The organism is Kribbella antiqua (genome assembly GCF_004345665.1).
Lineage (GTDB): Bacteria > Actinomycetota > Actinomycetes > Propionibacteriales > Kribbellaceae > Kribbella > Kribbella antiqua.
Window position 1 is genome coordinate 425,192 of the sequence record NZ_SLWR01000006.1, and the last position, 13,094, is coordinate 438,285.

Here is a 13,094-nt window from a genome sequence, read left to right on the forward strand (position 1 = left end):
ATCTACTCCGGTGCGGCGGCCGCCAACTCCGCGAGCTTCTCGCGCAGGCGGGCTGAGTGCGGTGGCAGGAATTCTTCGGCGATTGCGAGCGCCTGTTGCAGGTAGTCCGCGGCCTTCTGGACATCACCGCCGGCGACAGCGCAGTCTGCCAGTCCGTTCCACGCTTCCAGCATGTATTGGTGGTTCTTGTCTGCCATGGCCAATTGGAGTACATCCTCGAAATGGCCGCGCGCGGTACCGGGGTCGCCGATCGCCACCAGGCTCTCGCCCAGGTTCAGTCTCGCCAGCATCTGCCCGGGGAGCATGCCGCCCTCGGCCGCGGCGTCGACCGCCCTGCGGTGGATGTCGACAGCCTGTGCCAGCTCGCCGCGAAGGCGATGGGCGCGCCCCAGTTGTCCCAACGCATAGGGCAGGCTGATGGCACTGCGGAGCTGGGTCGCGAGCTGATAGGCCATGGTCGCAGCTTCGATCGCATCGTCGGCTCGGCCCAGTCCGACGTAGCATCCAGCCAGTCCGCTCAGGACCTGCGCCATCAGACCCGAAGGTTCGACCCTGCGAAAGATCGCCAGGGATTCCTCGTAGGCGACCAGTGCTGTCGCGAAGTCGAGCTGATTGTTGTGCAGAATCCCTGTGTAGCCGAGGGTCTGGGCCAGCAGACGATCGTCGCCCAGCTCCCGGGCGATCCGGCTGGCTTCTTCCAGCGCGGGTAGCGCCTGGCTGGGATCCAGCGCACGGAGGGACTGACCGAGACACGAGAGAAGGTGCGCGCGCACCAGTGGATCGCCGTCGGCGGGAAGCACGTCGAGGCCGAGGCGATACAGCTCGATGGAGGGCCGGACGCCTTGCTTGCCGCGGACCAGCCGGCCGATGGCACGCAGTACTCGTGCCTCGGCCTCGCGATCCTGCAGTTGCCGGGTCGCCGCCAGAGCGAGGTCGAGTACGAGCCTGTGCTGCTGGACGTGTCCGCCCTCCCTGAGGAAGCGGCCTGCGCCGAGAGCGAGCATCCAGGTATAGGTGTGGCATCCCTCGGCCGCGGCGCGTTCGACGGCAGCTGCGAGGTTCGTGACTTCGGCCTCGGCCCAGGTCAACGACTTGTCGATCGTGTCCAGGTCGGGCAGCTGGACGACGGGCCGTCGGCCGATCTCCACAAAGTTGATGCCGGCCCGCTGACCCAACGGGTGAAAGCATGCCTGGAGGTAATACTCGAGGAGGCGATCTCTCGCGGCGTCGAGGGCATCCGGGGTTTCCACCGTGCGGGCCAGGTCGGCGGCGTAGTCGTGGATCAAATCGTGGAACTGGTAGCGGTCGGGGACGGGTTGGAGGAGGAGGTTGGCGTCGACCAGGGACTCGGCCAGGTCGGCGGCGTCCTCGGGCGTGCGGTCGGCGAGGGCGGCGGCGCCGTACTGGTCGATGTCCCGGCCGGGGAGGAGGCTGAGCAGGCGGAACATGCGTTGCTGTTCGGGGGCCAGCTGGTCGTAGGAGAGCTGGAATGCTGTTGCGATGCCGAGGCCGTCGGAGGTGAGTTCGGTGAGGCGGCGGCCGAGGCGGTCGAGGCGGTGGTTGATGTGGGCAACGGTCCAGGCCGGGCGGTGGCGGAGTCGGGCGCCGGCGATGCGGAGGGCGAGTGGAAGGTTGCCGCAGCGCGCGATCAGTCCGTTGCTGGCGGCAACGTCGGCGGCGATCCGGTGTTCGCCGACCAGCTGGGCCAGTAGGGCGCCGGCGTCGTCCGCGGCGAGCAGGTCGAGGTGCAGTCGCTCGCGGACGTCGAGGCCGGTGAGCTGGTTGCGGCTGGTGATGAGAACGCCGCAGGTGGGCGATCCGGGGAGGAGCGGCTCGACCGTTGTGCTGTCGGGGGCGTTGTCCAGTACGACGAGCAGTCGGCGGCCGGCGACCGTCGTACGCCATAAGGCCTGGGCTTCTTCGAACGAGTGGGGGATCGCCGGGCCCGGTACGCCGACGCCGGTCAGCAGGTGGTCGAGTGCGGCCTTGATGTCGAGCGGCGCGCGGCCGGGGGTGTGGCCCTGGAGGTCGACGAAGAGGAGGCCGTCCGGGTAGCGCGCACCGACGTGGCGGGCGGTGTTGACGGCGAGCGCGGTCTTGCCGACGCCGGCCATGCCGTCGATGGCGACGATCGGAGGGGCGGACGCGTTGGCGTTGCCGAGGGCGGCGGCGAGGTGGGTGAGTTCGCTGGTGCGGCCGACGAAGGTGGCGCCGGCGTAGGGGAGTTCGTCGCGGGTCGTCGGTGCCGCCTCGTTACGCAGGATTGTTTGATGGATCTTGCGGAGCGCCGGGCCTGGTTCGACGCCGAGTTGATCGATCAACGTGTCCCTGGTGCGGGTGTAGACCTCGAGGGCGTCGGCTTGGCGGCCGTCGGCTGAGAGAGCGCGCATGAGTTGGCTGGCGAGTCGTTCGTCGAAGGGTTTGGCGGCCACGGCGGGGACGAGTTCGGCGATCAGGTCGGCGTGGTGGCCGCGGTCGAGGTCGAGATCGACGCGGTCGCTGAAGATCTTGTCTCGGCGTTCGGTGAGGCGGAGACGTTGGGCGGCGAGGTACTGGCCGGGCAATCCGGCGAGTGGTTCGCCGCGGTAGAGGTCGAGGGCTCGCTGGTACTCGGCCGCGGCGGCGTCCAGGTCGCCGCGCTCACGATGCAGTGTTGCCGCGCGTACTGAATTCTCGAAGGTCGCGAGGTCGAGGGCGTCGTCGGGAAGGCGAAGTACGTAGCCGTCGGTGGTGCGGTCGAGGAGGTCGAGCGGGAGCATGCGGCGGAGCCGGTAGATGTACGGCGGCAGCACCTTGAGCCCGGTGCCTGGTGGGTTGTCGTGCCAGACGAGATCGAGCAGCTCTTCAGGAGTGCAGACCTGGTTGGCGCGGAGGGCGAGAACTGCGAGCAGCGTCTGCAGACGTTGCGCTCCGGCCGCGATCTCTCGCCCCTGCCAATGCACCCGCAACGGTCCCAGCACTTCGATCCGTAACGGGCGGCTCACCTAGAGCAGTGTGCCTGCTGACGGGATCACCGGGCAATCGACGTCTCATTGGCTGAGGCGAGCCGCGCATTCGGCTGCGACCGCGATCGCCAAAGACTCCGGAGTATCGGAATCCTGTTCGGGGATGAGGTGGTGGATGGTGCCGGCGGCATGCAGTTCGGTGGCGGTGATGTGTTGCGCGGCGGCCATCTCGGCGGCGTGGGTGATGTCGCGGTGCATGATGGCGCTGGCGCCTTCGGGTGGGAGTGGTGCGAGCCAGGCATGTTCGGTGGCGAGGACGGTGGTTGCCGGGAGCAACGCCAGCGCGCCGCCGCCGGTGCCCTGTCCGAGGAGGACCGAGAGCGTGGGGACCGTGATGGTCGCCATCGTGGCGATGCACTGCGCGATCTCCCCGGCCAGGCCGCCCTCCTCCGCTGCTGGTGAAAGCTCGGCGCCGGCCGTGTCGATGACGGTGACCAGCGGGACGCCCAGAGCCTGGGCGAGGTTCATCCCGCGCCGCGCGGCCCGAAGCGCGGCCGGTCCCATCGACCGAGCCTGCGAACGATCCTGGCCGACGACGACACACGGCTGCCCGTCCAATCGCGTCAGTGCTACCAGCACACTCGCGTCCGGCTCTGTCAGACGCACTGTTCCGGTGGCGCCGTACCGCAAGAGGTCCTGTACGCCGGCCCGGTCGGACCGGCGGGTTTGCAACACCGACTCCCAGGCGTCGACTCGACCGACGACGCCAGTACGGCGAGGAAGCGTCGGAGGGACCGGAGGATCGACCAGTACGCCGAGCGTCCGGTCGAGCAGGAACGGGAGGTCGGCCGTGTCGACGACACCGTCGATGACGCCGTGGGCGGCGAGGTTCTCCGCGGTCTGGACGTCTGGCGGGAACGGTATGCCCTCCATCGCCTCGTAGACCTTGGGGCCGAGGAACCCGATCAATGCGCCCGGTTCGGCGACCGTGACGTGACCGAGCGAACCCCAGGAGGCGAAGACGCCGCCAGTCGTCGGGTGCCGGAGGTGGACCAGGTAGGGGAGGCCTGCTGCCTTGTGCTCCATCAGCGCCTTGGAGATGTTGATCATCTCGACGAAGGCCGGAGCGCCTTCCTGCATACGGGTTCCGCCGGACGCGGTGGAGGCCACGATCGGCAGCCGTTCGGCGGTGGCACGCCGTACTGCGGACGTGATCCTGGCGGCGGCGACCATCCCGATGGAGCCGGCCAGGAAGGCGAACTCGCTCACCAGGACGGCGACCGCGCGGCCCTGGACCAGCCCGCGGCCGGTGAGCACAGCCTCGTCGGTGCCGGCTCGTTCCGCGGCTCGCCGAAGATAGTCTGCGTCGTGCGCCGCGGGTTGATCCCAGGACTCGAAGGAGCCGGGATCGAGTACGGCGTCGAGCAACTCGCGGGCTGTGCTCATCGAGGCGAGTCCAACCAAGCGCGGATCGCCGGACCGTGTTGGTCGAGCGTAGGCGGCGGGCTGTGGTCGCACGGGGTCGTCTCCTCGTCATCGGCGAAGAAGCGCAGTGGCGGGCCGGGCAGGCGGAGCGGACCGAGGGTTGCGTGGTCGACGTCGATGATGAGTCCCTGGCTGGCGGTCTGATCCCAGGAGTAGACCTCGTCCAAGGTGCGCACTCGGCCCGCCGGTACGCCGGCCTCCGCAAGCTTGGCGAGCAACGCCTCGCTGGTGTAGCCGGCGAACGCGTCCTCCACCACCTTGACCAACCGGTCTCGATGCGCGACTCGCTCGGCGTTGGTGTCCAGGCCTGAAACATCAAGGGAGAAGGCGGAGCAGAACCGTTGCCACAGGCCCTCACTTCCGACCGAGATCTGGACCGCTCCGTCCGCGCAGTGGAACAGCCCGTACGGCGCGATCGACGGATGATGGTTGCCCTGGGCCCGGCCGACCTCACCGGCGACCGTGTAACGCGTGCCCTGAAAGGCGTGTACGCCGACGATTGCCGCCAGCAACGACGTACGGACGACACTCCCGACGCCCGTCGACCACCTCTCGTTCAACGCGGCCAGTACGCCGTACGCGCCGTACATCCCGGCCAGCAAATCACCGATTGGCACGCCGACGCGCTGCGGATCGTCCGGACCGGAGCCGGTGAGCGACATCAGCCCCGCCTCGCCCTGCGCGATCTGGTCGTACCCGGCCCGGCCGCCCTCCGGCCCGTCGTGACCGAAGCCGGTGATCGACAGCACCACCAGCCTCGGGTTGCGCTGTCGAAGGTCGCCGATGCCAAGTCCGAGCCGCTCCAGCACCCCAGTGCGGAAGTTCTCCACCAGTACGTCGGCCCGATCCACCAACCGCAGCAGCACGTCGCGGTCGGCCGGGTCCTTCAGATCAAGCGCGATCGACTCCTTATTGCGATTGGCGGACAGAAAGTACGTCGACTCGCCATCGACAAAGGGCGGCCCCCACCCCCGCGTGTCGTCACCGCGTTCCGGGACCTCCACCTTGATCACCCGGGCGCCGAGATCGCCGAGCATCATCGTCGCCTGCGGCCCAGCGAGTGCCCGGGACAGATCCACAACCAGTACGCCGTCGAGTGGTCCAGACATCCGCGTCACCAGCCCGGGGCCACGAGCGCGGCCCAGACGAGCAGCGGACCGGCGGCGACGACGATCATGCTGTAGGTGAGAATCTGCTTGTAATACACGGGTTCCTCGATCGTGTCGGGCCTGTTTGCGAGCATCAGCGCGCCGTTGGTGGAGAACGGGCTGACGTCAACGATCGTCGAGGCGATCGCGAGCGCGGCGACGAAGAAGCCCGCATGGATCCCGCCATTGGCGATCAAGGGAACCGCGATCGGGATGATCACCGGCAGCAGCGCGGTCGACGAGGCGAACGCGGACACCACACCGCCGACGTAGCAGAGCACCAGCGCCCCGATCGCGGCCGCACCGAGCCCGGCGGCCCACTTGCCGACGAACTCCGGTGAACCCGCCTCGGTCAGGATCGCGGCGTACGTGCTGACGCCGGCGACCAGGAGGACAGTCGGCCAGGCGACCTGCTTGATCGCGTCCTTGTGCTGGTTCGGCGACAGCATGGCCAGCAGGACGGCGGCGGTGATCGCGACGAAGCCGATGTTCTTGTCGAAGACGAGCGCGACCACGGCGACCCCGACGAAGGCGACGAGGGTGAGCAGCTGGTCCCGCCGTACGCCGTCAGCGTGGGTGCGAGTCATCGTCGACACACCGGTTCCGCGCGCTGTCACGGTCGCGCCGCCGCGGTGCAGATCGTCCTCCACACCACCCGGGTCGTCGATGTCGACGCGCTGCGCCATCAGTTTGCGCCCGCCGAAGAGGAAGAACAGGATCGTCGCCATCACCAGGTTGACGACGAGGCTGGAGAGGAACACGGTGAGCTCGCTGGACGGCAGCTTGTTGTCCTCCATCACCGAGTTGGTGATTGTGCCGTAGATGCTGATCGGCGAGAACCCGCCGCCCTGGGCACCGTGGACGACGAACATGCCCATCATCAGCGGGTTGATCTTGTACCGGCCGGCGAAGCCGAGCGCGATCGGGCCGATGATCGCGCAGGCGGCCGGGCTGGCGGCGCCGATCGCGGTCAGCAGTGCGGTGACGGCGAACATCACCCACGGGATCAGCGCGACCCGGCCGCCGACGGCTCTGACCGCGCTGGCGACTATCAGGTCGACAGTGCCGTTGTTCTTGGCTATCGCGAATAGATAGGTGACGCCGATCAGCGTGAGGATGAGATCGCCGCTGACGCCGGCCAGGATCTCCTTCTCACTCAGGTGCAGCGAGTACATGCCGACCAGCCACGCCGCGACGTACGCGAGCGCCCCCATGTTGATCGGCAGGACCGTGCCTACGGCGAACAGCGCGACGAGCGCCAGGATCGCAACCCATTCTGGTCCCATGCGAGGTTCCTTCTTCCGGGCGGGGAGGACGTAAAGTGATGCCTCAGTCACAGTATTTGGCTCAGTGGCCTAGCCAATAGCCCAATCATCCAATTGTCAATAAGCTGGATCGCATGGAGCCTCGCTTCCCCCGTCCGGTACTGCGGTCCCGCCTCTACGAGCAGGTGGCCGATCAGATCTCCACCTGGATCACCGAGAACGGACTGGCTCCTGGCGACCGACTGCCGCCGGAGCGGGAACTGGCGCACCGACTGGGGGTGAGCCGGGCCACGCTGAGCCAGGCGCTGGTCGCGCTCGAGGTCATCGGGGTGGTCGTCGTACGGCACGGTGACGGGACGGTGCTGACGGAGCGGGCTCGGACTGGCCCGGTGATCGAGGCGATCCGGGCGCATGCCGATCGGCTGCCGGAGATCATCGAGGCCCGCGACGCGCTCGAGTCGAAACTGGCCGCGCTGGCCGCGTCACGTCGTACCGATGCTGATCTGACCGCGATCCGGGCGGCGCTCGAGGAGATGGAGCGCGACATCGAGGCAGGCGGCCGTGGCGTGGAGGCGGATGAGCAGTTCCACGGCGCGATCACCGCGGCGGCGCGGTCGGAGCTGCTCACGCAGATGATGGCGGCGATCCACGACCTGATCAGGGAGACCCGGCTGGAGTCCTTGTCCCAGCCGGGCCGCCCGCGCGAGTCGCTGGCCGGGCATCGGCGGGTGGCCGAGGCGATCGCCGCCGGAGACCCCGACGCCGCGGCGCAAGCCATGCACGAGCACGTGATGCTGGTCTCCGATGTCGCTCTGCTGCGGGATCAGGCGTGACGGGAGCAGAGCATCTGGCCGTTGTTGCCGCCGGGCTCGGTGCCGGGATGCTGACGTCGACGGTCGGCGTTGCGTCGCTGCTGAGCTTCCCGGTGCTGATCGCCCTCGGCATCCCGCCGGTCGTCGCCAACGCCTCGAACACGCTCGGTCTGCTGCCGGCGGCGATGAGCGGTTCGTTCGGGTACCGCCGCGAGTTGCGCGAGGTACGGCGGCCGACCACGATCGCCGTGATTGTGACCTGCGCGATCGGGGCGGTCGGTGGTGCGGCGCTGTTGCTGGGCTTACCGCCGGGGGTATTCGCGTTCATCGCGCCGTGGCTGATCCTCTTCACCTGCCTGATCGTCGGCGTCCAGCCGTGGATCACCCGCTGGGTGCGGTCCCGGCACGAGGAGCCGCAGGGTGAGCGTACGACGATGACGCCGACGACCACCTTCTTCGCCGCGCTGACCGGTGTGTACGGCGGTTACTTCGGCGCCGGCGCGGGCGTGATGATGATGGCGGTCCTCGGCCTCGGGTTGGACCTCGACCTGCGGATCGTGAACGCGCTCAAGACGCTCGCGCTGCTGGCCGCGAACCTCGTCGCCGGCTTGATCTTCATCTTCGTCGCCGACCTCAACCTGACCGTCGCCGGCCTCCTGGCCGCCGGCTCGGTCGTCGGCGGCTATGTGGGATCGCATATCGGCCGCCGCCTCTCGGCCACGTTGTTGCGAGTGCTGATCGTGCTGGCCGGCATCATCGCCGCCGTCCTCATGCTGCGCTGATCGCCGTACGACTGCGGCGATAGGCCGCCGTACGACGAGATTCTGTTCGACTTCTCCGGCAGACTGCTTCCCGCCGCCCGAAACCTTTCGCCGCTCTCCAAGGAATAAGACCCTCGGGTTCCGGCTCTCAGCGATGTGCAAGGCTCGGCTCAACGCGACTGGGAGGCCGGCATGGGTTTGACGAACTGGGCGGGGAACATCAAGTTTGCTAGTGAGCTGCAGCGGCCGCAGTCTGTGGCTGAGCTGCAGGAGCTGGTCGGTACGGCGGACAAGGTGCGCGTGCTCGGCACCGGGCACTCGTTCAACAAGATCGCCGACAGCACCGGCACACTGGTCACCGTCGCCGACCTGCCGAAGGTGATCGAACTCGGCGACCACGGCGTGACGGTCTCGGCCGGTCTCCGGTACGGCGAGATCACGGCGGCGCTGCAGTCGAAGGGACTCGCGCTGCACAACCTCGGCTCGCTCCCGCACATCTCCGTCGCCGGCGCCTGCTCGACCGGCACCCACGGCTCCGGCGACACGAACGGCCCGCTCGCCGACGCCGTCAACGCGATCACCTTCGTCAACGCCTCCGGCGACCTGGTGACGCTGACCCGCGACGACCCCGATTTCGCCGGCTCGGTCATCTCACTCGGCGCACTCGGGGTGACGGTGAGCCTCACGCTCGACGTGCAACCGTCGTACGAGATCAGTCAGGTCGTGTACGACGCTCTGCCGGTGGATCGGCTCACCAGCGACTTCGCCGAGGTGATGGGCAGCGCGTACAGCGTCAGCGCCTTCACCGACTGGGTCGACCCGGACGTGATGGTGTGGCGCAAGCAGCGCGCCGGTGTGCCGATCGAGCCGGAGTGGCTCGGCGCTCGCGTGGCCGACGGGGCGCGGCACCCGATCAAGTCGATGCCGGCGGACTACGCGACGCAACAGGGCGGCGTACCTGGGCCGTGGAACGAGCGGCTGCCGCACTTCCGGCTGGAGTTCACCCCGAGCAACGGCGACGAGCTTCAGTCCGAGTACTTCGTCACTCGCGCCCAGGCACCGGAGGCATTCGAGATACTCCGCTCCCTCGGCAACCAATTCGCCCCGGTCATCCAGGTCTCCGAGGTTCGTACGATCGCCGCCGACGACCTCTGGCTCAGCCCCAGCCAGGGCCGCGACACCGTAGCCCTCCACTTCACCTGGATCCAGGACGAAGCCGCCGTACTCCCAGTCGTCACCGCCCTCGAGGAAGCGCTCACCCCCCTTGGCGCCCGCCCCCACTGGGGCAAGGTCTTCGCAGCCGACGCGTCGTACCTGCGCACCACCTACCCAATGGTTGCCGACTTCATCGACTTGGCCGCGAAGTACGACCCCACCGGCAAGTTCCGCAACCCCTACCTGGACACGTACCTGCCCTCTCAAGCCTGAGCCGCCGACGAGAGCAAACGGAAATCTGAAAGCAACCGCAGTGGTTGTTGGGGGCAATGGGGGTACGCCACAGTGACTGGGTGTTTCGGATCGTTGACGCTCCGTCCTGAGAGGTGTCCCATGTCTTTCCGGCCGCTGTTGGTACGGCTTCATTTCTATGCGGGGATTCTGGTCGGGCCGTTTCTGTTGCTGACGGCATTGACCGGGTTCCTGTATGCGCTGGCGCCGCAGATCGAGAATGCGCTGTACCGCGACACGATGTTCGTGGAGAGCTCCGGTACGACGGCTCCGATCAGCCAGCAGGTGGAGGCTGCCCGGGAGCGCCAGCCGGAGGGCACGCTTCTCGCCGTGCGGCCGGCGGCCGGGCCGGGCGACACCACCCGGGTGCTGTTCGACGTGCCCGGGCTTGGTGAGTCGGAACGCCTTGCTGTGTTCGTGAATCCGGGCAACGCCGCGGTCACCGGCGAACTGGTTGCCTATGGCTCCAGTGGGGCGTTGCCGTTCCGGACGTGGTTGTCGAATCTGCACCGGAGCCTGCATCTCGGTGAGCCGGGCCGCATCTACAGCGAGCTGGCGGCGTCGTGGTTGTGGCTGGTCGCCCTCGCCGGATTGGTGCTGTGGTGGACGGGGCGTCGTACTGGATCCCGCTGGCGAATCGAGCGGGCCGGCAGCGCGCGACGCCGTACGTTGTCCTGGCACGCAGTCCTCGGGACCTGGGTGATCGTCGGGATGCTGTTCCTGTCCGCAACCGGGCTCACGTGGTCGCGGTACGCCGGGGAGAACGTGTCTGAGCTGCGCGCCTCGCTGGACTGGAAGACTCCCGCGGTCAGTACGGCGCTCTCCGATGCGGACCACGCCGGTCACGAGGGCCACACCATGCCCGGTGGTGAGGTCGACCCGGCGGTCGACGAGTGGGACCAGACGCTGGAGTCGGCGCGCTCGGCCCAGCTGGACGGGCCGTTGGAGATCGCGGCGCCGAAGAAGGCCGGTACGTCGTTCGTCGTCCAGGAGATCGGGAAGGCCTGGCCGACGCAGGCCGACGCGGTGGCGGTCGATCCGATGTCGGGGAAGGTGGTCGACGTCGTACGGTTCGCCGACTATCCGCTGGCGGCGAAGCTCTCGCGGTGGGGGATTGACGCGCACATGGGCCTGCTCTTCGGGCTGGTCAACCAGATCCTGCTGCTGATCGTCGCCGGGACGATCGTGGCGATGGTGATCTGGGGCTACCGGATGTGGTGGTTGCGCCGGCCGACGCGCGGTCACGTCCTGCGTTTTGGTCGCCCGGCTCGGCGTGGTGCGTGGCGGGAGATCCCGGTACTCGCGGTCGTCGCGCTGCTCGCCCTCGCGGTGGGGGTGGGGCTGTTCCTGCCGTTGTCCGGGATCAGCTTGGCGGCCTTCGTGGTCGTCGACCTGGCGATCGGCTTCCTCAAGTGGCGGAAGCCGGCCGTGGCACCTGAGGAGGAGCGCGACGCGGAGGAACTACTCGTGTGAATCGGGTTCGAGGGTCGTCGTGATGGTCCAGAGCAGGTTGCGGAGCACCCGGCGATCCTCGGGCGTGAGCGCGGACAGCGCCCGCCGGCCGGCCCGGTCGAAGACCTCCTGAACCGTTTGGGCCAGCTCCGTCCCCCGCTCGGTCAGCTCGATACTCACCTGGCGCGCGTCCGTCGAGTTCTTCACCCGGCGGACCAGGCCGGCCGCCTCCATCCGCTGAGTGGTCTTGGTCGCGGTCGGGACCTCGACGTCCAGCACCTTGGCGAGCTTCGCGACCGGCAGCGACCCGAGGTGCAGGAGCTTGGCCAGCACGAGCTCCTGGCCGGTATGCAGCCCGGTGCCGGCCAATTCCTCACTGACCGCCTTCCGGGCCGCCCGATCCGCGAACCGCAGCGCCACCAGGACGTCGGCTCCACTGGCCGGAGCCTCGAGCGGCCACTGCGTCTGGTCGGTCGTCATGTGTGGCTCCGGGGCAGGAACGGGTTGCGGGCGTCGTAGTCGCCGATGTATTCGGTCGGGATGGCGGGCTCGCCGCGGCTCAGCTGGCTGGCGTAGCGGGGGAGCTCGTCGCGGACCTTCAGGTGGTGGGCCTGCGCCTCGGCCGGGGTGGTGCGGCCGACGATCTTGCCGCCCTCGACCAGCGGCTTCAGCAGCTCGCGGTCGTCGCCGTCGTCGGCCGGCGGCTCGCCCACGCCGATCAGCTCGACCTCCGCGACCCCCGCGGCCGATCGGCGCCGCAGCGCCCACTTGCGGCCGCCGATGGAGATCTTGTCCGGGCTCTTCTTCGCCACCGGCATCAGTCTCCCGTCCGCGTCTTCCCGGGCGACCAGCTTGTAGACGAACCCGCAGGTCGGGTATCCGCTACCCGTCACCAGCGACGTCCCGACGCCGTACCCGTCCACCGGCGCCGGTGCGAGCGCGGCGATCTGGTACTCGTCCAGGTCGCTGGTCACGATGATCCGCGTCTTGGTCGCGCCGAGCGAGTCCAGTTGCTCGCGGACCTGGCCGGCCAGCGACGGCAGGTCACCGGAGTCGAGCCGGACCGCGCCGAGCTCGGGACCGGTGATGTCGATCGCCGTTCGGACCGCCTCGGCCACGTCGTACGTGTCCACCAGCAGCGTGGTTCCCTTGCCGAGGGCATCGACCTGGGAGCTGAACGCGTCCCGCTCCCGGTCGTGCAGCAGGGTGAACGCGTGCGCCGCCGTACCGGTGCTGGGGATGCCGTACCGGCGGGCGGCCTCCAGGTTCGAGGTCGCGGTGAAGCCCGCGATGTACGCCGCCAGCGCCGAACCGACCGCGGCTGCTTCGTGGGTCCGGCGGGAGCCCATCTCGATACAGGGCCGCCCACCCGCCCACCAGGTCATCCGGGAGGCCGCCGAGGCGACCGCGGAGTCGTGGTTCAGGATGGACAGGAACACGGTTTCCAGCAGCACCGCCTCGGCGAAGCTCGACTCCACCACCAGCACCGGCGAGCCGGGGAAGAAGATCTCTCCGTCGGCGTAGCCGGAGATGTCGCCGGTGAACCGGTAGTCCGCCAGCCAGTCGCGGGTAGCCTGGTCCACGATGCCCCGATCGGCCAGGAAGGCGATCGCCGGCTCGTCGAAGCGGAACCGCTCGAGCGCGTCGAGGAGGCGGTTGACGCCCGCGAGCACGCCGTACCGGCGCCCGTCCGGCAGCCGGCGGGCGAAGAGTTCGAACACCGAGCGGCGCTGCGCCGTGCCGTCGGCCAGACTGGCCTGCAGCATGGTCAGCTCGTAGT

At 68.7% G+C, this 13,094-nt stretch carries 10 protein-coding genes; 4 read left to right on the forward strand and 6 right to left on the reverse strand.

The features are described 5' to 3' along the window. Positions 1-2: 2 nt before the first annotated feature. Genes EV646_RS19810 through EV646_RS19825 form a run of 4 tightly spaced genes read right to left on the reverse strand, consistent with a single transcriptional unit; the run spans position 3 to position 6,864 of the window. Entirely contained in the window at positions 3-2,984 is a 2,982-nt protein-coding gene (locus EV646_RS19810; protein WP_132150588.1) for an AfsR/SARP family transcriptional regulator, read from the reverse strand. Positions 2,985-3,029: 45 nt separating this feature from the next. Further along, entirely contained in the window at positions 3,030-4,391 is a 1,362-nt protein-coding gene (locus EV646_RS19815; RefSeq protein ID WP_132150590.1) for a carboxyl transferase domain-containing protein, read from the reverse strand. After that, a complete protein-coding gene (locus EV646_RS19820) occupies positions 4,388-5,539 on the reverse strand; it encodes a CaiB/BaiF CoA transferase family protein (RefSeq protein ID WP_132150592.1) in 1,152 nt (383 codons plus the stop codon). Before EV646_RS19820 ends, EV646_RS19815 begins: the two co-directional genes overlap by 4 nt. A 5-nt stretch (positions 5,540-5,544) precedes the next feature. Beyond that, the gene (locus EV646_RS19825) at positions 5,545-6,864 is read right to left on the reverse strand and encodes an SLC13 family permease (RefSeq protein ID WP_132150594.1); all 1,320 of its coding nucleotides are present in this window, start codon (positions 6,862-6,864) and stop codon (positions 5,545-5,547) included. 113 nt (positions 6,865-6,977) lie between these two features. Here EV646_RS19825 and EV646_RS19830 point away from each other — a divergent pair, with 113 nt between their 5' ends. The 4 genes from EV646_RS19830 (at position 6,978) to EV646_RS19845 (ending at position 11,335) form a co-directional block, all read left to right on the forward strand. After that, positions 6,978-7,676: a FadR/GntR family transcriptional regulator gene (locus tag EV646_RS19830; RefSeq protein ID WP_132150596.1), complete on the forward strand. Its 699-nt coding sequence runs from the start codon at positions 6,978-6,980 to the stop codon at positions 7,674-7,676. Then, entirely contained in the window at positions 7,673-8,437 is a 765-nt protein-coding gene (locus tag EV646_RS19835; RefSeq protein ID WP_132150598.1) for a sulfite exporter TauE/SafE family protein, read from the forward strand. Before EV646_RS19830 ends, EV646_RS19835 begins: the two co-directional genes overlap by 4 nt. A 171-nt stretch (positions 8,438-8,608) precedes the next feature. Continuing rightward, positions 8,609-9,844, forward strand: coding sequence for a D-arabinono-1,4-lactone oxidase (locus EV646_RS19840; protein ID WP_132150600.1), 1,236 nt, complete (start codon positions 8,609-8,611; stop codon positions 9,842-9,844). A 120-nt stretch (positions 9,845-9,964) separates the two neighbouring features. Then, positions 9,965-11,335 carry a PepSY-associated TM helix domain-containing protein gene (locus EV646_RS19845; protein WP_132150602.1) on the forward strand — a complete coding sequence of 457 codons (1,371 nt, stop codon included), beginning with the start codon at positions 9,965-9,967 and terminating at the stop codon, positions 11,333-11,335. Here the strand turns inward: EV646_RS19845 and EV646_RS19850 are convergent. Together EV646_RS19850 and EV646_RS19855 are read right to left on the reverse strand one after the other, a co-directional pair. Next, positions 11,324-11,794, reverse strand: a complete 471-nt coding sequence (locus EV646_RS19850) for a MarR family winged helix-turn-helix transcriptional regulator (RefSeq protein WP_132150604.1) — start codon at positions 11,792-11,794, stop codon at positions 11,324-11,326. The genes EV646_RS19845 and EV646_RS19850 overlap by 12 nt on opposite strands. Next, on the reverse strand, positions 11,791-13,080 hold the full coding sequence (locus tag EV646_RS19855; RefSeq protein WP_241996193.1) for a nicotinate phosphoribosyltransferase: 1,290 nt from the start codon (positions 13,078-13,080) through the stop codon (positions 11,791-11,793). Before EV646_RS19855 ends, EV646_RS19850 begins: the two co-directional genes overlap by 4 nt. Positions 13,081-13,094: the final 14 nt, after the last annotated feature.